This window comes from Agrobacterium sp. CG160-95 (genome assembly GCF_053521725.1).
The window spans coordinates 204,248-227,544 of the sequence record NZ_JBNWDU010000007.1 but is presented as its reverse complement, the minus strand read 5'-3'; the positions used below and the strand labels follow the sequence as shown (position 1 = coordinate 227,544).

General features: G+C 58.1%; 20 protein-coding genes. 9 read left to right on the top strand and 11 right to left on the bottom strand.

The window, feature by feature from the left end:
- The first annotated feature begins 148 nt into the window (after positions 1–148).
- Positions 149–799: a LysE family translocator gene (locus tag ACQZ63_RS22500; RefSeq protein WP_013637548.1), complete on the top strand. Its 651-nt coding sequence runs from the start codon at positions 149–151 to the stop codon at positions 797–799.
- 359 nt (positions 800–1,158) lie between these two features.
- Here ACQZ63_RS22500 and ACQZ63_RS22495 read toward each other — a convergent pair whose 3' ends face one another.
- The 8 genes from ACQZ63_RS22495 to ACQZ63_RS22460 form a co-directional block, all read right to left on the bottom strand.
- Positions 1,159–3,555, bottom strand: coding sequence for an aldehyde dehydrogenase family protein (locus tag ACQZ63_RS22495; RefSeq protein ID WP_173998665.1), 2,397 nt, complete (start codon positions 3,553–3,555; stop codon positions 1,159–1,161).
- 11 nt (positions 3,556–3,566) lie between these two features.
- Positions 3,567–4,526, bottom strand: coding sequence for a deoxyribose-phosphate aldolase (gene deoC / locus ACQZ63_RS22490; RefSeq protein WP_035201438.1), 960 nt, complete (start codon positions 4,524–4,526; stop codon positions 3,567–3,569).
- A gap of 19 nt (positions 4,527–4,545) precedes the next feature.
- On the bottom strand, positions 4,546–5,484 hold the full coding sequence (gene rbsK / locus ACQZ63_RS22485; protein ID WP_035200804.1) for a ribokinase: 939 nt from the start codon (positions 5,482–5,484) through the stop codon (positions 4,546–4,548).
- A gap of 25 nt (positions 5,485–5,509) precedes the next feature.
- On the bottom strand, positions 5,510–6,592 hold the full coding sequence (locus ACQZ63_RS22480) for an aldose 1-epimerase family protein (protein ID WP_080850325.1): 1,083 nt from the start codon (positions 6,590–6,592) through the stop codon (positions 5,510–5,512).
- A gap of 4 nt (positions 6,593–6,596) precedes the next feature.
- A complete protein-coding gene (locus ACQZ63_RS22475) occupies positions 6,597–7,595 on the bottom strand; it encodes an ABC transporter permease (protein WP_003517006.1) in 999 nt (332 codons plus the stop codon).
- Positions 7,596–7,609: 14 nt separating this feature from the next.
- Entirely contained in the window at positions 7,610–8,587 is a 978-nt protein-coding gene (locus ACQZ63_RS22470) for an ABC transporter permease (RefSeq protein WP_065660547.1), read from the bottom strand.
- Positions 8,588–8,600: 13 nt separating this feature from the next.
- Positions 8,601–10,100, bottom strand: coding sequence for a sugar ABC transporter ATP-binding protein (locus ACQZ63_RS22465; RefSeq protein ID WP_003517010.1), 1,500 nt, complete (start codon positions 10,098–10,100; stop codon positions 8,601–8,603).
- 71 nt (positions 10,101–10,171) lie between these two features.
- On the bottom strand, positions 10,172–11,218 hold the full coding sequence (locus ACQZ63_RS22460) for an autoinducer 2 ABC transporter substrate-binding protein (RefSeq protein WP_003517012.1): 1,047 nt from the start codon (positions 11,216–11,218) through the stop codon (positions 10,172–10,174).
- 338 nt (positions 11,219–11,556) lie between these two features.
- On the opposite strand from ACQZ63_RS22460, the gene ACQZ63_RS22455 reads away from it, so the two are divergent.
- The 3 genes from ACQZ63_RS22455 (at position 11,557) to ACQZ63_RS22445 (ending at position 13,658) form a co-directional block, all read left to right on the top strand.
- Positions 11,557–12,285, top strand: coding sequence for a DeoR/GlpR family DNA-binding transcription regulator (locus ACQZ63_RS22455; RefSeq protein ID WP_013637539.1), 729 nt, complete (start codon positions 11,557–11,559; stop codon positions 12,283–12,285).
- 295 nt (positions 12,286–12,580) lie between these two features.
- Positions 12,581–13,204: a hypothetical protein gene (locus ACQZ63_RS22450; protein ID WP_173998754.1), complete on the top strand. Its 624-nt coding sequence runs from the start codon at positions 12,581–12,583 to the stop codon at positions 13,202–13,204.
- Between the two features lie 94 nt (positions 13,205–13,298).
- The gene (locus ACQZ63_RS22445) at positions 13,299–13,658 is read left to right on the top strand and encodes a hypothetical protein (protein WP_336510321.1); all 360 of its coding nucleotides are present in this window, start codon (positions 13,299–13,301) and stop codon (positions 13,656–13,658) included.
- A 394-nt stretch (positions 13,659–14,052) separates the two neighbouring features.
- Here ACQZ63_RS22445 and ACQZ63_RS22440 read toward each other — a convergent pair whose 3' ends face one another.
- The 3 genes from ACQZ63_RS22440 to ACQZ63_RS22430 all read right to left on the bottom strand — a co-directional run bounded on the left by ACQZ63_RS22440 (position 14,053) and on the right by ACQZ63_RS22430 (position 17,611).
- The gene (locus tag ACQZ63_RS22440; protein WP_025591660.1) at positions 14,053–14,676 is read right to left on the bottom strand and encodes a pyridoxamine 5'-phosphate oxidase family protein; all 624 of its coding nucleotides are present in this window, start codon (positions 14,674–14,676) and stop codon (positions 14,053–14,055) included.
- A 318-nt stretch (positions 14,677–14,994) separates the two neighbouring features.
- Positions 14,995–16,362 carry an enoyl ACP reductase FabMG family protein gene (locus ACQZ63_RS22435; protein ID WP_060641980.1) on the bottom strand — a complete coding sequence of 456 codons (1,368 nt, stop codon included), beginning with the start codon at positions 16,360–16,362 and terminating at the stop codon, positions 14,995–14,997.
- 349 nt (positions 16,363–16,711) lie between these two features.
- Positions 16,712–17,611 carry a LysR family transcriptional regulator gene (locus ACQZ63_RS22430; RefSeq protein WP_003517025.1) on the bottom strand — a complete coding sequence of 300 codons (900 nt, stop codon included), beginning with the start codon at positions 17,609–17,611 and terminating at the stop codon, positions 16,712–16,714.
- Between the two features lie 98 nt (positions 17,612–17,709).
- Here ACQZ63_RS22430 and ACQZ63_RS22425 point away from each other — a divergent pair, with 98 nt between their 5' ends.
- The 5 genes from ACQZ63_RS22425 to ACQZ63_RS22405 all read left to right on the top strand — a co-directional run bounded on the left by ACQZ63_RS22425 (position 17,710) and on the right by ACQZ63_RS22405 (position 23,251).
- Entirely contained in the window at positions 17,710–19,125 is a 1,416-nt protein-coding gene (locus tag ACQZ63_RS22425; RefSeq protein ID WP_025591656.1) for an aldehyde dehydrogenase family protein, read from the top strand.
- Between the two features lie 195 nt (positions 19,126–19,320).
- Positions 19,321–19,932, top strand: a complete 612-nt coding sequence (locus ACQZ63_RS22420; RefSeq protein WP_025591654.1) for a glutathione S-transferase family protein — start codon at positions 19,321–19,323, stop codon at positions 19,930–19,932.
- Positions 19,933–19,986: 54 nt separating this feature from the next.
- Entirely contained in the window at positions 19,987–22,047 is a 2,061-nt protein-coding gene (locus tag ACQZ63_RS22415; protein ID WP_173998667.1) for a 2Fe-2S iron-sulfur cluster-binding protein, read from the top strand.
- Between the two features lie 123 nt (positions 22,048–22,170).
- Complete coding sequence (locus tag ACQZ63_RS22410; protein ID WP_025591651.1) at positions 22,171–22,719, top strand: carboxymuconolactone decarboxylase family protein; 549 nt, start codon at positions 22,171–22,173, stop codon at positions 22,717–22,719.
- 67 nt (positions 22,720–22,786) lie between these two features.
- Positions 22,787–23,251 carry a nuclear transport factor 2 family protein gene (locus ACQZ63_RS22405; RefSeq protein WP_025591648.1) on the top strand — a complete coding sequence of 155 codons (465 nt, stop codon included), beginning with the start codon at positions 22,787–22,789 and terminating at the stop codon, positions 23,249–23,251.
- Positions 23,252–23,297: the final 46 nt, after the last annotated feature.

The window sequence follows — 23,297 nt, the reverse complement described above, 5'->3', positions numbered from 1 at the left end:
TCTTTCAGGTCATAGCGGCTCATGTGAGCCCGGAACCAGGAATCGGCGCGATGTGAAACCATAAAAGTGTCAAGCCGCAGACGACGATATGGCATTGGAGCAAGCCCAATGCTATCGTTCGTGCAATATAAAACGGGGCAAGACAATCATGGATTTGGTAATTCCCAGCTTAACAAATCTCAGCCTGTTCGTCAGCGCTACACTGGTGCTGCTTCTTGTGCCGGGACCGGCAGTTCTTTACATCTTCGCGCGCTCGGTCGAGCAGGGTCGCTCTGCGGGGCTCGTTTCAATCCTTGGCATCCATACGGCCACGCTTGTGCATGTCGCCGCCGCGGCTGTCGGGTTGTCGGCGCTCCTGGCATCATCCGCGCTCGCCTTCAGCGTCGTAAAGTATGCCGGCGCGGCCTATCTGATCTGGCTTGGCCTCAAAAAGCTTTTTGGCCCCTCGGATATTCCCGGCGTCGAGGGCGATTTACCCACACGGAGCCGCATGCGCCTCTTTCGTGAGGGCTTTATCGTTAATCTCCTCAATCCGAAGACCGCACTATTCTTTCTGGCTTTCTTGCCGCAGTTCGTTGAGGTCAATCGTGGCCATGTGGCTATGCAGATCGCTTTTCTCGGGCTTGTTTACACAGCGATTGGCGTTCTGACGGACAGCTCTTACGCACTTGCCGCCGGCACGGCCGGCAAGTGGCTGAAGCGCAGTCCCGCGTACCTGAAGGCTGAACGCTGGGTCAGTGGTTTCGTGTATATCGGTCTTGGCTTGACGGCCGCTTTTGCTGGCAATCAAAAGAAATAGACCATCCTGTTGTACCTTGGGAGTCGCCCTGAACGGCTAACCTATTGGAGACAACGGGGCGTCCCTTGTGTTCGATTTTTGTCGGCGTCGCTTTGATATGAGATTTCGTAGCAAGCCGCGATTGGCTGTGGCGCCAGATCGGCGCCAAGGCCCTGAGCGATCTTTACTAAATCGACGGTTTTCAACCGTTTATTAGCTTGCTCGTTCCGCTCGAAACCCAGAAGTTGCGCCAATGACGTTTCCAGGTTGGCCAACAGGGCAAAGATGCGGTTGCAGCAATTAGTATAATTCAAAAAACCTACGGAGACCGTTGGCCTCCGTAAGCCATCTTGTCAGTTGTCGCCCGTGCACAATGCCGGTCAGGCTCCGTATGGCACCCAAATGTTCTTCACCTGGATCGCCCTGCGCAGATAATCACGACCCTGCGCTTCGGTGCGATTTAGCCAATCGGGCTGACGGCCATTATTGACCCAGGTGGCCTTCAGGTTGCCCGCAGAAGCCCGCTCGACCATCGCGCTTCCCTCGGTCGAGCCGAAATACCACACAGCCGCAACGTCATCATGCTCGGCCAGTGTCTTTGCAAGCAGATCGCTTTCGCCGGTCACAATGTTGATGACCCCGCCGGGCATATCCGACGTGTCCAGCACCTGGTAGAAATCACCGGCAATCAATGGATGGCGAGACGACGGGACCACCACAACGCGATTGCCCATCGCTACTGCAGGCAGCACCAGCGACACCAGCGACAGGAGGGGTGCCTCATCGGGGCAAATGATCCCGACGATGCCCCAAGGCTCGTTCATGGCAAGCGTGACGTGACGCGACTTGGTGGAGTGCACGGCGCCATCGAACTTGTCTGCCTGGGCGGCATAATAGGAAATACGGCGCAGAGATGCGTCGACTTCGTCCTTCGCCTTCTTTTCGCTGACACCGGTGCTATCGATGATGCGGGCGACAAATTCGTCACGCCGTGCATCGAGGTTCTCTGCAAGATAATAGAGCACTTGCGCACGGTTATGGGCGGTTGCGGAACTCCAGCTGCCTGCCTTGGACGCTGCTTCCACAGCATTGCGGATGTCCTTGCGGCTGCCTATTCCGGCCATGCCAATCACGGCGTTGCCCTTGCCGGTCACCGAATAACTGTAGCCACCGTCGGGGCGGGCTTGCTTGCCGCCGATATAGTTCTTCATGGTTCGATCAAGGCCATCAATCGCCATCTTGCTGTCAGCGTTCGGCAATGCAGATGGCGTGAAGGATTCAGCGGGCTTTGTAACCGGCAGGCTCTTTTCCCAGTCTGCCGCCAGATATTCGTAAAGCCCCTCGCGCGCACCTTCGCGACCGAAGCCACTTTCGCGGTAGCCGCCAAAACCTGCACCGGCATCGAGCATGTTGGTGCAGTTGATCCAGACTACACCTGCCTTGACGCGGGCGGCCAGATCAAGCGCGACATTGATGTTTTCCGACCAGATGGAGGCGGCAAGGCCGTAACGGGTATTGTTGGCCAGCGAAACGGCTTCATCCGGCGTGCGGAAGGTGGTCGCCGCAGCGATCGGGCCAAAGATTTCCACCTGACAAACCGTCGATGCCTGATCGACTTCGGTGAAGAAGCCGGGAGCGACGAAATTGCCGGTGGCCGGCAACGGGTTGGAACTCTGCCAAAGTTCACCGCCCTCTTCCACGCCCTTGCGCACCAGATCCGTGATGCGTTTCACCTGCGTGGCCGAAACAATCGCGCCGACATCGGTCGACTTGTCGAGCGGATCGCCGACCCGCAGGGTTTCCAACCGCTTTTTCAGCCGTGCATAAAATTTATCGGCAATACCTTCCTGCACCAGCAGGCGGGAACCGGCGCAGCAGACTTCGCCCTGATTGAACCAGATCGCGTCAACAACACCTTCAACCGCCGCATCGAGATCTGCATCCTCGAAAACGATGAATGGTGACTTGCCGCCCAGTTCCAGCGACAGCTTTTTGCCCGAACCGGCAATCTGCTCGCGAATAACGCGACCGACCTTGGTCGAGCCGGTGAAGGCAACCTTGTCGACGCCGTCATGGCCGCAGATTGCAGCGCCTGTCGAGCCATCGCCCTGCACGATGTTGACGACACCGGCGGGCAGGCCGACCTCGTGGCAGATTTCCGCAAAGGCGACAGCGGTCAGCGGTGTGAGGTCTGCAGGCTTAAGTACCACGGTATTGCCGGCAGCAAGCGCCGGCGCAATCTTCCAGGCCAACATCAGCAGAGGGAAATTCCACGGGATCACCTGACCGCAAACACCGACCGGCGAGAAACCACGGAACTCGTCTTCCACCATTTCGGCCCATCCGGCGTGATGGTAAAAATGGCGGGCGACGAGTGGGATGTCGATATCGCGGGTTTCGCGAACCGGCTTACCGTTGTCCATCGTTTCCAGAACGGACAGGAAGCGCTCGCGCTTCTGTACATGTCGGGCAATGGCATAGAGGTAACGAGCGCGCTCGTGACCCGACAGCTTCGACCATTTTGCGAAGGCCGTGCGGGCGGCCTTGACCGCCTGATCGACGTCTTCCTCATTGCCGCGAATGATTTCCGCCAGCTTATCCCCGTTCGCGGGGTTTGACACGGAAATGGTCTCGCGGCCCTCCGGAGAAACGAACCGGCCGTTGATATAATGTCCAAACGAGCGTCCATGCGCGTCGAGCCACTGTTTCACATCACCATTGGCTTCGGGGGAAGGTCCATACTCCATGGTTTCCAAAATGTCCTTGATGGGTCGCATTTTTTCAGTCCTTATGCGGCAGCGTGATGGTGAGCGCTGGAATAGCGACCGGTTACGAAATGTTCGAGCTGGCGCTCGATATCGCCAAGCATCGAGCTGGCGCCGATGCGGAACAGGTCCGGTTCCAACCAGCGATTGCCCAGCTCCTCCTTCATCAGCGTCAGCCATGACAACGCGTCCTTCGCTGTCTTCAAGCCGCCTGCAGGCTTGAAGCCGACCATCTGGCCAGTCAGTTCGCCGTAGTCGCGCAGCGCACGCACCATGGTCAGACTGACCGGCAGAGTGGCGTTGACTTCTTCTTTGCCGGTCGAGGTTTTGATGAAGTCCGACCCCGCCTGCATCGCCACCATCGAGGCGCGATAGACATTGGTCAGCGTATTGAGATCACCCGTCGCCAGGATAGCCTTCATATGGGCGTCGCCACAGGCTTCACGCATCGCGGCGATCTCATCATAAAGTGCTGGCCAGTTCTGCGTCAGAACGAACTCGCGAGTAATGACGATATCGATTTCCTTAGCGCCCTGCTCGACGGCATAGCGGATTTCTGCCAGCCGCTGCGGTAGCGGAGTGAGGCCGGACGGAAAGCCCGTCGCCACCGATGCGACCGGAATAGTTGTGCCTTCCAGCGCCTTGACGGCATGAGACACCATGGTCGGATAGACGCAGACGGCACCGGTTGTGATACCGGCGTCAGCAAGACCGAGTGCCTCAAGAATGTCGTCCCTGACCGGACGTCGCGCTTTCGCACACAGGCGGCGCACACGACCGGGCGTGTCGTCGCCGGACAGCGTTGTCAGATCGATGCAGGTAATCGCCTTGATCTGCCAGGCAACCTGATATTCCTTCTTGACCGAGCGCCGGGTGGTGATTGTTGCTGCCCGCCGTTCAGAGGCACTGCGATTGACCGATACATCTTCAAACCATTCCGGTTTGAGAGCCGTGCCGTTGTTTCTGGGGAATGCTTCGCTCATTTTCTGTCCATTCTTCTGGTCAGGCTGCGGCATGGTCATGTTCGCGGCAGAATGCCTCGAACTCTTCGATGCTGGCGTAGGCCTTCTGTGTTCCGGGACGGGTGATGGAATGCGCCGCATAGAGAGATGCCTTCTTCAGTGAGGACACGACCTCTCCCGTTTCGGCATAAAAGCGGGCAAAGGAGCCAATAAAGGCGTCGCCAGCGCCGGTGGTGTCTTTCGGCGTTACCTTGACGGGCTCGATATTGACGATCTCATCTGACGTAATCATGCGCGCGCCACGTCCGCCCAGCGTCACGATGACGGTACGGATACCGCGTGCGATCATGGAACGGGCGGCAGTGATGATTGCTTCGTCGGTCTCGGTCGGCAAGCCGGACAGTAATGCCAGCTCGCTCTCGTTCGGAACGAGGAACGTTACCTGGCGAATACGCTCCGGATCGAGATTGGCAGCGGCGGGCGCAGGATTGAGGATCGTCTCGATACCGTTTTGGGCCGCAAGTTCGATGGTGTGATAGACTGTCTCAACCGGCACTTCCATCTGCATGAGGATCAGGCCGCACTGTTTCAGATCGGCGGCCGCCTTGTCGACCTCTGCCGGCAGAAGATCGGCATTGGCGCCCTTGACGATGAGGATCGAATTCTCGCCCGACTGCTCGACGAAAATCGGCGCGACGCCACTGGACTTGCCGGCAACCTTCACCACGTGACGCGTATCCACGCCGAAGCTCTCGAGATTGCGAATGGTATTGTCGCCGAAGACATCGTCACCGACCCGGGTGACCATCATGACGTCAGCGCCAAGACGCGCCGCAGCCACCGCCTGATTGGCGCCCTTGCCGCCGCAACCCATTTCGAAGGCGGGAGCTTCGAGCGTCTCGCCCGGTCCGGGCATACGGTTCACATAGGTGATAAGGTCGACCATGTTGGAGCCTACGACCCCGATTTTCTTGCTCATGCCGAAATTCCCTGGATATCCTGTTTCAAAGGGCGCTGATCCTGGCGCCGAACTGATCGGCGGCAGCGCAATCGAGATAGCCGAGCCGCACCGGAAACGCCCTGCGTTCGCCCGGTGCCAGGCTCTGCACGTTGTTCTTGGCCTTCTCCGCCAGATAGCCCTCCGGCTCGCAGGTCGACGGCAGGGCAAATGCGGCAACTTGCGAATCCCCATTCACCAGGATCCAGCGCACCGTCTTCGGGAAGGCGGCAAGCGGATAGGAGATGGCAAAGCCATCGCCCTCACGCCGCTGCATCATCAGATGCGTAAGCCCCTCGCCGTCCGTCGGCAGGCCGTTAATGTAAAACACCTGTTCGGGGTCGTAACGTTGCGGCTCGTTAAGCACTTCCATGGCTGAAGGCTGCTTTGCCAGCGTCTCCAGCAGGGAAAGATAATCGGGGTTTGGCGTCACATGGCCGGGCACGGCCGTGCGCACCTTCACCTGCTCCGGCGTATACGGCACGGGCTGAACGATCCGCGCACCCTCGGCATAAGCAAAGTTCACATGGCACATATACATGAGGTCCATGGGCGCTGATGACAGGTTCTGGATATCCATGACCATGTCAAAAAGCGTGTCTTCAGCATGCAAAGTCACGCTGGGGCGGGCAAGATAATTGGCGCCGAAGCCCATGACATATTCAACTTCGCCTGTTACCCGAACATAGGCGCCGCGCGCGTCGTGACCGATGACAAAACCGGCCTTGTCCATGGCGGCACAGGGCATTTCACCATGCAGGGGGTGATTGTCCTGCGGCGACGGGCAACCATTGCGCAGCATGCCACTGTGGAATGCAAAACACCCATAGGTCTCGACGATTGAACCTGCCGGTCGTGGCATGGCAAAGCGGCTTCCCATGGTCAGGTCGACGCCGTTGAACGCCACGCTCCAGATCATCTGACCCATGAAGGGCAAGATGACGATCCGGCCGTGGCGATTGTCTAACTGCAGCGCCTCGATGCCGGTAGGATACCGGAAGGCTGTAATCTGCAGCCCGCCCGTTGCCGCCAGAAGATACGGGACGTCTGTAAAGTCCTGCCTGCGGAGATGAAATTCCGTCGCCTGCATGGGGTCACCTGCCGGGGTTGCGCCACGCATTGATGGCGATGACGAGAATGAGGAATGCCCCCCAGATGAAGTCGATAAGGTGGTTGGAGAACCGCATCATCTGGAAGCCGGAGGAAAGCAGCATGAGGGCGATCAGTGCGATGGCGATGCCAAGAACCCGCCCCTTCCCGCCTGCGGGATTGGTGCCGCCGAGTACCGCGATCAGCACCGCCTGCAACAGATAGGACGCACCGTAGTCGGATTTCGCTGCGTTGGTTCGGCCGGACAGAATGATCCCCGCCAGTGACGCCAGAACGCCGGTCAGCATGTAGGAATACAGCATCATGCGATCTTTGCGGATGCCGGCAAACACTGCGGCCCGCGGATTGGTCCCGATCAGCATCAGGTTGATGCCAAGCGTCGAGCGCGTCAGCAGGATAGCCACGATGATGCACACGGCGACGAACAGCAGGAACGGAGTCGCGATGCCGAAGATTTTACCGTTACCGATCCAGTTCCATGCATCGGGAAAACCGACGATTGCCGGCCCGCCGGTCATCACCAGTGCCAGCCCCATCAAGACCTGGCCTGTGCCAAGCGTGGCAAGGATCGGCGTAATGCGCAGTTTCGCGACCAGCAGGCCGTTGACCAAACCGGCCAGCAAGCCGACTGCCATGGCGAGCAGGATGCCAAGACCGGTGTAGAACACCATGCCCGATGTAGAGGACTGCCCTGCCTGAACCATGGTGGAATGGAAATAGACGCCAGCGATGATACCCGCCAGATTGGCAATGCCCACCACGGAAAGATCGATGCCGCCGGTCAGCATGGCAATCATCATGGCGATGGAGAGGATCCCCAGTTCGGGCATGATATAGCTGATGGACTCGAAGTTGTAATAATTCAGGAACTTGCCGGGGTTCATCCAGGTCATCAGCGCGAAGACGATGACGGTGATCACAAGGAGCTGAAGGATGTTGTTGTCGTTGCCGAGAAGCCGGCGCATATCGAACGAATTTTTCATGATGCGCTCTCCCGTTACGCTATGCTTTTGCGATCGCGCCATGCGGTGATGGCGGTGGCGATGATGATGATCAGGCCGACCACGACGCGCTGCCAGGTGGTGTCCACCTTCATGATGATCAGTGAGTTTTTGACCATCACCAGCATGAACACGCCCATCAAGGTGCCGAGAACCGTGCCGCGTCCGCCAAAGATCGATGCACCGCCCAGAACCACGGCCGCTATCACGTCTAGTTCGAGACCGACAAAGTCACGCGGGTTGGCAAGCCAGATCATCGATGAGTGCAGCAGCCCTGAGAAACCTGCCAGCGCACCGGCAACGCAGTAGACAAAGAAGATCGTCGCGCCCGTATTGAAGCCAACGCGCTTGGCCGCTTCGGGCGAGCCGCCATAGGCATAAACACTGCGCCCGATCATGGTGTAGGTGAGGACGAGGTGGATAACCAATGCCAGACCCATATAGACCACAAACATCGCGGTCAGGCCGAAAGTCGATCCCGTGGCCGACGTCAGCGAGATGACGTCGGTTTTGCCGAATCCGATCAGTTCCTTTGGCATCTTGTTGATGTTGACGATGCTGGTGCCGACGAGGCCGAGAACCAGACCGCGCACGATCGATCCGGTTCCAAGCGTCACGATCAGCGGGATCATCCTAAAACGGTGGATAATGAAACCGTTGAACGCACCAAGAGCCAGCCCAATCAGCGTTGCCGCAACGAAGGGAACGAGCACGCCGTCATAACCGAGATAGACCATGGCGCGCACAGTCAGATACATCGCTGCAATGGCAAAGGCCGTGAACGAAACATCGATACCGCCCGAAATCATCACCAGCAGGACGCCGAGCGCCATAATGCCGATCACGACATTGGAACGCAGCAGCCCGAAAATGTTGTCCAGCGACCAGAATGCCGGGTTGATAGTACCAATAATGACCATGGCCGCCAGCAAGACGCCGGCTATAATAAACTCTGTGCTTCTGAAGAATTTCATGTTTTGCGGCCCCTCAATTCAGCGTCTTGAGCCGGTCATTAACGGCGTCTTCGGTCATGCCTTCTCCGGACAATTCGTCAACGAAACGGCCGCGGTGCATAACCACCACGCGATTGCAGTTCTGCACCAGTTCCGGGACATCGTCGGAAATCATCAGCACGGACAGGCCTTCCTTTTCGGCCAGTTTGCGGATGATGTTATGAATCTGTGCTTTGGAACCAACATCGACACCGACGGTCGGGCCGTTCAGGATCAGCACTTTGGCGCCCGTCAGCAGCCAGCGGGCCAGAACCACGCGCTGTGCGTTGCCGCCGGACAGATGGTTGACCGGCGTGTGCGGTCCCGGCGCCACGATCTGCATGGCCGAGAACATATCGCGGGTCGTTTCGTCGGCCTTTTTACGATTGATGAAAAGACCGCGGACAAATTTCTCAATCGACGTGACAATGATATTGCGCTCGATCGATTGTGTCAGGAATAGCCCCTCGGTCAGGCGGTCCTCCGGAACATAAGCGACACCGCAGGCAATACCTTCCTGAACGGTCCTCGGGTGAACCTCGCGGCCTGCAAGGCGCACTGAACCTGTAAAGTCAGGGCGCATGCCAAACAGCGCCAGTGCAAGTTCGGTACGACCCGAACCGATCAAGCCCGAAATACCGACGATTTCGCCCGGCCTCAGCGTCAGGTCGGCATTTTCCACCGAACCCGGAACCGAGAGATTGCGCACTTCCAGCACCGGCATGTCGGCGCCCTCCCGAGGAGCCCACTGGTAGCTGTGGGCGGTCAGTTCCTGCCCCGTCATCGCGCGTGTGATTGCCGGCTCGTCGAATTCGGCAATCGGTCCTTCGGCAACCTTCTTGCCGTTGCGGAAAACGGTCAGGCGCTCGCTGATTTCGAGCATCTCGCGCATCTTGTGGCTGACAAAGAGAACGGCAATGCCCTGCGCCTGAATATCGCGCACGATCTTGAACAGGGCATCGACCTCGTGGCGCGTTAGCGCCGTCGTCGGCTCATCCATGATGATCAGGCGCGCATCGGCCATGAGAGCGCGGGCGATCGCCACGATCTGCTTGCCCGACGTGGGCAGGCTTTCGACATCCGCATCAAGATCGATGCTCACGCCGAGGCGGTCCAACGCCTTTTGAGCCAGCTGACGAACCTGTCGCCAGTCGACCGTCTTGCGGCCTTCCATCAAGAATGTATTGATCGCCAGGTTTTCGGCGACCGTCAGGTTACCGAACAGCGAAAAATCCTGATAGATCACCTGAATACCGTGGTGAACGGATTTTACCGGATCGAGTTTGCCAACAGGCTTCCCGTCGATCAGAATCTCGCCGTCCTCGGGCGTGTAAACCCCGGACATGATTTTGATGACGGTGGATTTACCGGAACCGTTTTCACCGGCAAGGCAATGGATTTCTCCCGGGCGAATGCTCAGCGACACGTCGTCGAGCGCCTTCACGCCGCCAAACCGCTTGCCGATATGGCGCAGCTCGATCAGATTTTCAGTCATAATGGCCTCGTGCAAGGCTGGAAAACACGGGGTGTAAGGAGAGAGGGTTGCCCCTCCCTCCGTGGTTCGGATCAGAAGTCGTACTTGTCCATGTTTTCTTTGGTCACGCCGACCCAACCTGCGCCATAGAGCAGATGTGGCTTGGAGGCGTCAGGAACCAGCAGGCTTTCGTAACCGGGCAGGCCCATATTCAGGCCGGCCTTGATCTGCTCGTTCTTCTTCTCGAGAACCGCGACAGCCAGCATGTTCATGGCATAACCGGCAACGGCCGGATCCCAGAACTGAATGTACTGGATGTTATCGTTCTTGATGTATTCGCCGGCAACGGAAACCAGGCCCGTGCCCGAGAAAAAGACCTTGCCCGACAGACCGCCTTCGGCGATCAGGCGACCCGCGCCTGCCGATGTCGGCATCGGCGCGCCGAGAATACCGGTGATATCAGGATAGGCGGTCATCGCTTCCTTGAGTTTGGTATAGTCGGTATTGGCGTCGTCATAGGTTTCCAGCCGCTCGGTCGCCTGCGACATTTCCGGGAAGTTGGCCTTCTGGTACTCGACGGCGCCATCTATCCATTCCATCTGCGACTTGGACGTCAGACTGCCAACGGTGGCGACATATTTGCCCTTGCCGCCCATGGATTTGCCGAGTTCCTTCATCAGGTTCGCGCCATAGGCCTTGTTGTCGAAGGCTTCGATGTCGAAATCGACGTTCTGGATATTGGAAGCCTCATGGCTGATGACGACAATGCCGCGATCGCGGGCTTTCTTGAGCACCGGTTCCACCGCTTCCACCGAGAACGGCACGATGGCGATGGCGTCAACGCCCTGCGCGATGAGATTTTCAACAATCTGTACCTGGGCGGCGGCATCGGCCTGACTTGGGCCAACCATCCAGACATCGTTTCCGGTATCGCCCTTGAACTGCTCGACGCCATCGCGCATGCGGTCAAACCACGCGATGCCATCCACCTTCACGACGGTCGCAATGGTGTATTTCTTGCCACTCGCCGCGGTGATCAATTCCTTATTGACCTTCGATGTATCGACGGCGCTCTGCGCAAAGACAGCCGACGCCGAAAGCGTGGCAGCAAGCGCGATGGTTGCGAAAATCTTGTTCACGGATAACTCCTCCCTTTGAAACTGCACTGTGCCGGACCTATTCCAGTCGCAGCACCCGACAATGGTCGATCCCTAACGCCGGTATCCGCTCCTCACGCGTCCGACGCCTCCTCATTCTCCCGGAAAAGGCTTCCCACGCCCCGGTAGATGGACCACGATGTGACCCAGAAACCTGTTGTCTTCCTCTCCCGATAATGCGAACTATTATGATACAATCCGATCATTATGTTTCGATCGTTTCATGTTTGTTGTTCTTCTGTCAAGCGTAGAGAGGGGCGATTGCAAGGAAACTAACACCGAAATATGAAGCGCAGGGACAAACCGAAAGCGGAGATAAGGTGAGCAGAATAAGTGCACACAATGCCAGGTTGGACGCACTGGCCGGGCTGGTTCAGGAAACGGGTGTCCTGAGGCTGCGGGACGCAGCGTCCCGGCTTGGCGTATCCGAAATTACCATTCGCCGCGACATTGCCGCCGACGGTCAGCGGCTTAGCTGTCTTGGCGGCTACATCATTCCGGTTCAGGATGGCGCCATCAGCAGCGACTATGTGCTCGAGCAGGAGAAGGACAGCCATGCAACTGCCAAGGCGCGCGCCTGCACGCAGGCGGCAGCTCTAATCGAACCATATGACACTGTATTCATCGATTGCGGAACGACGATGCCGCATCTGGCGCGGCAAATTCCGGCAAACGCCCATGTCACGGTCATCTGCTATTCCCTCAATGTTGCAGAGGAGCTGGCGAGCAGAACCGATGTCCGCCTGATCATGCTCGGGGGGGTCTATCATCCGGAAGCGGCTTCGTTTTCGGGTGATGAGGGTATCGAGGTGCTGAAGCGCATCAATATCAACAAGGCATTTTTGTCTGCCGGTGGCGTGGACGAACAGCATGGCGTCACCTGCTCCCATTTTCATGAAGTGCCGATCAAGCAGATGGTTATGCAACGCTCGGTTCAAAAGCATCTGGTGGTGGACAGCAGCAAATTCAGAAAGGTGCGAGCCGCGCGCTACGCTGCCATAGGCGACTTCAACTCAGTTATTGCAGATCAGCCTTCACCCTGGGCTTGAGACAAACCGACAACGAGGGCTCCCAAATAAGCCTCGGGAGAGAGAGCTCAGCGATATCTTTCGCCCCAAGAGGGCGAACATCACCGCAGTCCGGCCAGAAAGCCGGCAGAAACGCCCCTGCTGCTACACCATTCCTGCGTATCCTGATGGAAGATTTCAGCAATACGAAGGGAGAAGAAAGATCGGCTGATGTTCATCAGACTTGTCTTTCATGCCTCGTAGCAAGTTGGCCGAGTGAACGAGTGCCATCAATTAGCTGTTTGACTTGAACGCGCTCAAACACCATCTGTGCGACATGCCGAAGCATGAAAAACATCACATCGAACTGATCAGAACATGGACCCTGCCGGCTACCGTGACAATGGGGTCGGCCGTTCGCGCCAAAGGCGTCCTTCAAGAAATACAGGCAAGGCTGCCCGCTCTTGCAAAAAAGTTGATCTCGCTCGAAGGAGTTGATCTCACCCTGGCGATGACGGCCAGTGAAAAGACCGCCTTCAATGCAGCAGCGACCATCGTCACAAAAGTGGTGACGGAGGCCGCTGCACTGCCGGTAATCCCGCGCGAAATCGAGGACATCCTGACTATCAAGACGAGCGAGCGGCATCGTTGGCTTGCCGACGGTCGCCTGCCGAGCGCGGGGACGCGAACGGTCAGACTGAATGGCCGCGCCCGTCAGATCACGTTCCATGTCTTTGACCCGAAGGTGGTCGAAGACCTTCTCGACCGTGGCGTTGTGGACGAATGGCGGGTGGAGGATGCAGAGGCGAAAGCCGAAAAGAGGCGGCGCGCGGCATATCAGGCGAAGCTGACGCGGTCGCTCCAGAAGAAGGTTGCGAAGCGGTCAACGACGTCTTGCGATGATCCGGCCTCGAAGCTCGGCGGCTGGGAGGAGTTCGACGTGGACGGACTGCTTCGTTAAGCACTTATGCCAACACTCTTGGTATCACGCGCGATCACAGCACTTGGCCTGACATTTCATCGACAGGTTCAATGTTGCAGCGGTGATCTTTGCCGTGAAAGAACATTCGTCGGCAGGTTCAACGCCGGAGCATTTTAAGTTCATCGGTTTAGAAACAGGAATGTTGGGTTATACGCCGGCCTACGCTGTAAACTATGCCGCTCTGCGGATCGGCATTGAAAACCACGTATCTTCGCTGCGGGCAGACCAGATCAAAGGAGGTTTTATGGCACTCAAGGATATCGGTCTTGCGTTGGACGTTGTCTTTGGTCACGACAGTGCGGTTTCGATCAAGGCTTTGGTTGCATCGGAAGCCGTTTCGCGTCGCCATCGCTCTTGCGGCTTCCAGGCTGACACCTACCGCATCCAGCTTGCTCACGTCGCGATCATGCACAAAATCAGGTACCTTGGTTAGTCCGCATCCGCTGATACTCAAGCACGCAGCCACTATCACTGAAAAACGGAACATTTTCTCTCACTTTTTGTGCTTACCTGATGGCTTGCTCCGATACGCATTGGCACAAGCCTCAAGGCAGCGGCTCGCCGAACACTCTTGGCCGTTCTTCCACAATTACCGCAGTCGACACAAGGCGGTCGGAAGCGTTGTGACGGCCTCACCGCAAACTCGACGCCCGAAAGCTGACAATTATTTCCGGTAGACCGTGAGTACCCCATGAGGCTGATCACTGCAGGTGTTGCGCGTGCTCAAAGGAGCGGCCAAGAACGCGCCTGCCAGATATCCTAACAGACGGCATGCAGGACTTTCTCCACCGCGCTGAACGGGGGACATGGTGGTCGTAGAACTTCATTCATGTTTGAAGTCCTCCCAACTGTGCTCGCAAGGCTGCGTTTTCGGTTTCTAATTGCAGCAGTTTTTCACGAAGAGGAGCGACTGCCTGTTCAACCTGCTGTTGGGTGTAGCGCGGAGTAATATGCTGGGGACAGTTCCAGTCGTACGCTTCAAGCCGAAGCCTGAAAATCCCCTCCGCGCGGCCTTTATATGTGGAGTCGGATACCAGATCGTTGAGCGTCGGGTCGGCATCAAGTGTCAGCCGATCTACATGAACATAGATTTTAAGCCTCGCCCTTCGCGCGTAATCCATCAGAAAAAGACAGGCCCGGTCGTTGGCAGCCAGATTGCCGGTGCTGATGTACTGTCGGTTGCCGCGATAATCGGCAAAGGCCAGAGTTCGTTGATCAACGACTTTGAGAAAACCGGCTTTGCCTCCACGATGTTGAACGTAGGGCCAGCCCGTTTCAGAGACTGATGCCATATAGAAGCTGTCACGTGCGGCGATGAAAGCGATCTCGTCTTCTGTGAGAGTATCGGAGGGACGGCTATCATTACCCAACCAGATCTGGTCCACGCCCATGGCAGACTGAGCGGCTCTGACGCTTGGCGTCACGGCGACTTCAAGGAAATGATATGGCATGTCTCAATCCCCTGTTAACGCAGGCTCGCACCGCTGTCTCCCGGTGTGAGCCTAAGTTGTCTTATAGCAAGCCCGATTTTTTTGCGCTGCTATACCCTTCAGACCTGGCCTAGACGTTAGTCCTGCAAGCCCTAGCCTGCAACTTGCCAACGCATCTCGCCGCGATCAGCGACGATCCGACCAAGGCCCGGGAGAGACGATCAACATAAAGCTCGGCATCGGGGTAGTTGTTTCTTACCACCAGGGACCAGTCCTCCCATCTGGTTCTGGATCGTTCATGGCTAAAGCACCCGGTCTCCAGGCCAGGCTGGGAAGCCTTCACGCCATCTCAGGCTGCGCGGATCCCATTAGCGGCGCGGAAGACTTCGAATGCGGGTGGGAAGCGTTAAGTCGCCGAGCCACAATGTCATGGTTGAGCCACAGAACTGGACCGGAGGGTTCGGAAGATTCACCGAAGATTAGCTGCCCTGTTGCCGTCACAACGAGACTGCTCAACAGATCGCTGATCATCACCTTGCTATCCCGATGCATCTGGGTGATTTCGTTGGACGTGCCGATGGTGAGATCAGCCTGCGCCTGGCTGTTTGCCATGGGCCATGCCGAAAAGTCATAGAACGGACGCATGACATCGCTGGCCTGCATGGCGGCGATCTTGCCGAAGACGTCTTCCATCGTTAGGCCATCTACCAGCAGCTGCTGGCAGGCCTGCCACTGGTCATCTGCCCATTGGCCGCCGTTTTCTTTCTTCAACGCAAGCAGCAGCGGTATCAGGGGCAGCTCGATACCGGTGAACACGTCGGACGAATTGGTCCGGATTTCGGGGCAATTATAAACTGTTGCCTTGATCCCTTTAGCCCAGGCTTCCTCTGCAATGCCTTCGAGCCGCATCTTCGCGTAACCCTGGGTGTAGTTGGTGTAGGTCTGCCAACGATAACTTCCGTCGATGAGGACCGCCGATCCGTGATAACCATAGGCCGTATATCGCACTTGACCGCCTGAAGCTTCAACGCGCTCGCGGATCGCCGCACTGAAATCGATGAGATGGCGAAAGGTGTTTGCGGAGACGTCGTCAAAATTCTGCAGGATGAGTTTTCCCATGTCACTGTCGAGCAGGGTCTGCGAGGACATGTGGCGGGTTCCAGTTCCCTTGTAGATCCGATTAGCGATAACCAGGAACACCTTCGCCTTCGGGATGCCGCCTGCCATTGTGTGGGCGAAGAAAACATTGCGGCCATCGGCGATCATACCATCGAGAACGGTCATGACTTTCGAAAGCGATTCCGTAAAACGCGCATTGGCAATGTCGCGGCATTGCCTGACATAGTCCCAGTCGAGCTTGTCGTGCTCCCAGCTCTCAAGCGTCATTTTTGCCAGGAGATCGGTGGGAGTCGGCCCGTCTGCGGGCGCATCGCGATCGAAACCCGCCATAAGAGGTATGTTGATGATCCTGCCGCCCAGCTGGGCCTCCGCCGAAGACAGTTCATCGGCGTCGAGCGGCCGCAGCGTGTTGTTCTCGTCGCGCCGCCCGACGGTGATCCCCACAATCTCCATTCCAGCCCGTCTCGCTTCGTCGAGCAAGCCGGTGGCGTATCCGCGGCCGAACAGTTCGCCGAAGAGTACGAAAACGTCGCCTTTACGGAAGACCGTGTTTTCAGAAAGGCGATTCAATGCAACCGGATTTTCCATGCTGTCAACTCTTTAAAGTTTGTCATCGAACACTGGCTCGTGCAAGTTTTGCAAAGACATGACCGCATTGGCACGGAATGGGAACTCATTTTCGGTGACCGTTCATTTCAAAACGTGAAGTCGGTCTCTGTTCGCCCTACAATACAGGGGATGCCGAGGCCGGGGGATCGGCGCGCCGATACTAAAAAGAGCTCGCTGGAAACATCGCGACTCTCCAGTGGCGCACCACGCCGAATCTTGTCGCGTCGAAGACTGTTCAGACTGCCTTCCCGCAAGCTTGCAAGAAGACCGGTATCGACAAAATATGCACCAACGACCAGGCTTACGACAAAGATAGGCATCCTCGTTATCAATTGTCGCCAGTCGAACGCTCTCGGATCAGCTCGATGAAGGCACGCAGCTTGGCTGGCATGTGTCGCCGTTGCGAGAAATAAAGGCTAAGTCCCGGATATTCGGGAGACCAGTCTTCCAAAACAGGAATGAGATCGCCTGAGGCAATATGGGGCGCAAGTGCATGTTCACCCAGATAGGCGAGCCCAAATCCGGCAAGAGCGGCCTCCAGAATAAGGTCAGACCCATCAAATGTCAGATGGCCGCTGACATCGATCAAGTGTGTTTCCCCGTGCTTCTCAAACTCCCAGCGATAGAGTCTCCCGCTTGTCATGCGCATCTGGATACAGACGTGCCGGGCGAGATCGGCTGGGACGACAAGCTTTGAACGGCCGTCGAAGTAGCGCGGCGAGCCGACGACGAAAGACCGCATTTTCGGAATGATCGGTACGGCCACCATGTCGGGCGAGATAGCCTCGGCGAGACGAATGCCCGCATCGAAACCTTTGCCGATCACATCCACGAGCGCATTTTCGGTCACGATCTCGATGTCGACATCCGGGTATCGACGGCTGTACTCGAGGATGAGCGGCTGCAGCAGAATGCGCGCCGCGCCCGGCGCCATATTCAGCCGGAGTCTTCCGGAGGGCCGATCTGAATGTTCACCGACATTTTCGATCGCCTTCTCGAGCGTCTGCAGGGCAGGTGCGATTTCAGATAGGAATTGCTCACCGGCTGCAGACAAGGACACGCTACGCGTGGTGCGGTTGAAAAGCCTGACGGCAAGGCGCTCCTCAAGTGCGGCGATCGCATGGCTCAAAGCCGATGACGACATACCGAGTTCGCGCGCGGCAGCCCGGAATCCACCGTGACGCGCGACGCCGGCAACCGCTTCAAGCTCGATCAGGCTTGCCCTCATTGCGCAATCCAGTTCATCAGGCTGTCCGATTTTGTCCTACTACACGCAACACTTACCGCATGCCATTTTTGCTGTGAAGCCATCACAGGAGAAGAAACATGCACATCATCGATCGAATCTATATCAACGGGGCGTTTGTCACGCCGCACGGCGATCAATGGGCGCCGCTTTTCAATCCGGCAACCGAGGACCAGATCGGCAGCGTGCGGCTCGCAGATGACCGGGACGCCGACCGCGCAGTTGCTGCTGCCAAACGCGCTTTCCCAGCCTTTTCGAATACGACCAGAAAGGAGCGGATCGACATGTTGAACCGGCTGCATGCCGCGGTGTCCGCCCGAACCGACGATCTGGCGTCCGCCATGCGTGAAGAATACGGTGCGCCATCGGGCTTCATCGGCTTTTCAGCGTCACGCGCAGGTAGCGTCTTTCTCGACATGGCAAGAACGCTGAAGGACTACGAGTTCCAACGCCGCATGGGCAGCGCCGATGTCGAGATGCGACCGTCGGGTGTTGCTGTGGCGATCACGCCCTGGAACAGCAATTACAGTTTTATCTGCGGCAAGCTCTCCGCCGCCATTGCAGCCGGAGCAACGATGGTGATCAAACCTTCGGAGATGAGCGCCCTGCAGACGCAGGTGATCACTGAATGCCTGCACGCGGCCGGTCTTCCCGATGGCATTTTCAATATCGTCACCGGGTATGGAGGCGTCGTTGGTGCGGCACTGACTGCTCACCGCGACGTGTCCAAGATCACCTTCACCGGTTCCACTGCCACAGGTCGCGGCATTGTTCAGGCAGCAGCGGCCACTATGAAGCGCGTCACAATGGAACTTGGCGGCAAAAGCCCCAGCATCATTCTGGACGATGCCGATCTTGAGGTCGCCATCCCGCAGGTGCTGGTGGCAGGGTTCCGCAACAGCGGTCAGGCCTGCATTGCCGGAACCCGCATTCTTGCTCCAGAAAGCAGGTTCGGTGAAATCGAGGAACGGCTCAGCCACACGATCAAAGACTTCAGGTCGGGAGAACCGGCCGACGAACAGGTTCAGGTTGGTCCGATGGTCAGCCAGAAGCAGTGGGATCGCGTGCAAAGCTATATTCGCCTGGGACAGGAGGAAGGCGCCAGACTGCTGGCAGGCGGCGAAGGTCGTCCGGAAGGGCTGCAGCGCGGCTGGTTCGTCAAGCCCACCATCTTTACCGGCGTTCGCAACGACATGCGCATCGCGCGCGAGGAGATATTCGGCCCCGTGCTATCGCTGATCTCCTACCGCGACGAGGAAGACGCCATCACGATCGCGAACGACACCGATTACGGCCTGCAGGCGCACGTCTTTTCTTCCGACGTCGCGCGGGCAAAACGCGTCGCAAACCAGATCGAGGCAGGTCGCGTGTTCATCAACGATGCGCCGCATGACCCAATGGCACCATTCGGCGGATTCAAGCAATCCGGCTTCGGGCGGGAATTCGGCGTCTTTGGGCTCGAGGCCTTTCTCGAACCCCGTGCCGTACTGTCGTGACATTTAAAGGCCACGCAACTTTTTAGCTGCGTGGCCTGATGCCACATACCGTCGAGCGAACCCTGTTGGGCGGCCATTGTTGCACCTGGCGTAATGATGAAGTGTGAAGCGCGATCGTTCTCATCACCACGTAATAATAGCAATCTGCAGGTGCGGATCGGGAATTGACCCGAACGATACTCGCAGGAGCGCACAATGAAACTCTATCATCATCCTTTGTCGGGCCACTCGCATCGGGCCCGTCTGTTCCTTTCACTGATCAACCTGCCGCATGAGCTGGTTGAGGTGGACCTCATGTCCGGCGCGCACAAGACGCCCGATTTCCTCAAGATGAACCCGTTTGGCCAGGTTCCGGTTCTCGACGACGACGGCGAATACGTATCGGATTCCAACGCGATCCTGGTCTACCTTGCCAAGAAAGCCGGACGCACGGACTGGCTGCCCGATGACCTGAAGAGCGCCGCAGCGGTCCAACGCTGGCTGTCGGTAGCTGCCGGCGAGATCGCTTATGGTCCGGCGGCGGCCCGCCTGGTCACCGTCTTTGGTGCCAAGTTCAATCCGGACGAAGTCATTGCTCGCGCCCATGCGGTCCTTGGAAAACTCGAAACTCAGCTTTCCGACCGCGAATGGCTGGTAGGCGAACGCCCGACGATCGCCGACGTCGCAATCTACAGCTACGTGGCCCGCGCCCCTGAAGGCAACGTGGATCTTTCCACTTATCCTGCGGTCAACAGGCTGCTTCGTCGTATCGAAGCGCTTCCGGGCTTCGTGGACTTTATCGGGACTCCGGTTGGCCTTGCCGCCTGATCCGCATTCGGGTGCGCGCCGAAGCGTGCCCGATCCCTTCTTAGGAGAGCTGACATGACCGACACTTTGACAAAACTGCCGACATGGCACGAAGGCGAGAAGTTCATCCAGGAAAAAGTCGGTGTCGCCGAGCGTATGGAGGTCGTCGGCCAGCGGGTCGTTCGCGATTTCATGCCGGATCAGCATCGGGACTTCTATGCCCAGCTCCCGTTCATCGTCCTTGGCAGTGTGGATGGCCACGATGACGCCTGGGCCACCTTTGTCGAGGGCCGACCCGGCTTCATGTCCTCTCCTACGCCGACCACGCTCGATATCCGCTCTACCTTGGAGCCAAGCGACCCCGCCAGCGAAGGAATGGCAGACGGCAAACCGATCGGCCTGCTCGGCATCGAGATGCACACGCGTCGCCGCAATCGCATGAACGGCTTTGTCTCCACCGCAGCGAACGGTTATCGGATCGATGTGGATCAGAGCTTCGGCAACTGCCCGCGCTACATACAATTGCGGGATTTCCAATTCGAGAGAGCACCCGGCCAACCAAGCCAGAACCAGCGTGAAGACCTGTCCGAGCTTAACGACCTTGCTCGCTCCACGATCACGGCTGCGGACGCGTTCTTCGTTGCCTCCTATGTCGACCGCGAAGACAGGCGCCAGGTTGACGTTTCGCATCGCGGCGGGAATGCTGGCTTCGTCCGCGTTGGCGATGATGACGTTCTGACAATTCCCGATTTCGACGGAAACCTTTTCTTCTCGACACTGGGGAATATTCTGCTGAACAAGAAAGCAGGTCTGCTCTTCGTAGACTTCGCGACGGGCGATGTGCTGCAGATGACAGGCGAAGCCGACGTCATCCTGGAATCACCCGAGATTGCGGCCTTCCAGGGCGCGGAACGGCTCTGGACGTTCAGGCCAACCCGGATCGTCCGGAGACCGAATGCACTCGCACTCCGCTGGGCATTCCAGAAGGATGGATGGTCGCCGAATTCTCTGATGACCGGGAACTGGGCGCAGGCAGCAGACCGGATGCGTGCCACCGGACTTTCAGACACATGGCGGCCGATGACGGTCACCAGGATCGTCGAGGAAAGCACGACGATCCGCTCGATCCATCTCCAGCCAAGCGACGGCGCGGGGTTGCTGCCGCATGCTGCCGGGCAGCACCTCCCGATCCGGCTGGTGCTGCCGGGAAGCGACCGGCCTGTTGTCAGGACCTACACCCTGTCTGTCGCACCGTCCGATGGCATCTACCGCATCAGTGTCAAACGCGATGGGCTCGTGTCGCAGTTTCTGCACGACAGCATCTCCGTTGGCGACGTTATTGAGGCGCGGCCCCCCGCAGGGGGGTTCGGTGTTGACGCCCGTGCCACGCGCCCTGCAGTGCTCCTTGCCGGTGGTGTCGGCATCACGCCGCTGCTCGCCATGCTCCGTCATGTCGTCTACGAGGGAATTCGCAAACAGCGCATCCGGCCGATCACATTGTTCCACGCCGCCCGCACGAAAGCCGAGCGACCTTTCGACAAGGAGATCGCCGAACTCGTGGCTGCGGCCAAGGGCGTGGTCCGGTTAGTGCGAGTTCTCAGCGACATCGGCGATGCCACAGAGGGCTCCGACTACGATACTGCCGGCCGTATCGACATGGCTATGCTCACCAAGCATCTGCCGTTCAACGACTACGACTTCTATCTGTGTGGTCCGCCGCAGTTTACGCAGGCGCTCTATGACGGTTTACGCGGCTACAACATTGCAGACGATCGTATCCACGCGGAAGCGTTCGGGCCCTCGTCGCTGGTTCGGTCTATAGAGGCCAAAGATGCCAGGGCCGCCCCTTTGCGTGCGCTGCCGTCCGACAAGCCGGTGCCTGTCATATTCACGAACTCGCTGAAGGAGGCCCGCTGGGTACCCGGCTCCGGAACGCTGCTGGAACTTGCAGAAGCACGCGGTCTTCAGCCCGAGTTCAGTTGCCGCGAAGGCAATTGCGGTACGTGCAAAACAAAACTCGTCAAAGGCGCTGTGACGTACCTGAAGGAGCCGACAGCGAAGGTTGACGATGACGAGATCCTCCTTTGCTGTGCCGTTCCAGCAAGCCAGGAAGGCGGCATCCAGATCGCCGTCTAAACCAACATTACTACGCCTGACGCAACAGTCCCTTCCTGCTTTTCGACGTTCAACAACAACCGGTTACCAATCATCTTGAGGATCAGAGAGCGACGTCTCTCAAAACCATTAAAGGAGAATACCATGTCACGCATTCCTACCCCCGCCACGATTGAGGAGGCGCCCGAAGCCTCACGGCCGATCCTGGAGACCATCCAGAAGCAGATCGGCTCCGTGCCGAATATCTTCCGCCTCGTCTCCAACAGCCCAGCGGCCCTCAACGGCCTCGCCTCGTTGCAGGGTGCGCTCGGAAAGGGCAAGCTTGCACCCGCCACTCGGGAAAGGATCGCCCTGGCTATGGCCGAAGCCAACGGTTGTGACTACTGCCTTTCCGCGCACACCTTCACCGGAGCGAAGTTCGCCAAGCTCGATGAAGCGGAGATCGCTTCGAACCGCCGCGGAACATCGAACGACGCCAAGGCTGCGGCAGCCGTCGAATTCGCCCGCGCCCTGACGACCGCGCGTGGCTCGGTGGCACCTGGGGAAATCGTAAAAGTTCGGGACGCCGGCTACAGCGACGCGGAAATCGTCGAGATCATTGCGCATGTCGCGCTCAATACCTTTACAAACTACGTCAACGAAGCCCTCGATACCGAGATCGATTTCCCGCGTATCGATCGTCTTGCGGCATGACATTCAGGACGGGGTGACACGAGAGCCGTCATCCTTCCCTCCCCTTACGAAACCTGGAGCCATCACAATGTCCCGTCCCCCGCTTCCCCCTTTCACTGAAGAGAGCGCCATCGAAAAGGTCCGCCTTGCGGAAGATGGCTGGAACAGCCGCGATCCTGCCAGGGTGGCGCTCGCCTACACGGTGGATACTCGCTGGCGCAACCGTGCCGAATTCGTAACGAGCCGCGCTGAAGCCGAGGCCTTTCTGGGCCGCAAGTGGAACAGGGAACTCGACTACCGCCTGATCAAGGAACTCTGGGCATTCACGGGCAACAGGATCGCGGTGCGCTACGCCTACGAATATCATGATGACAGCGGCCAGTGGTTCCGGGCCTACGGGAACGAGAATTGGGAGTTTGCCGAAGACGGCCTGATGCGCGCGCGTCACGCCAGCATCAACGAACACCCGATCGCTGAGGCCGACCGCAGGTTTCACTGGCCGCTCGGCCGAAGGCCTGACGACCATCCCGGTCTCAGCGACTTCGGCTTTTGAGCCGGGCGTCGGTCCGTTGGCCTCGTCAATGCCGCCGTTCAAACTC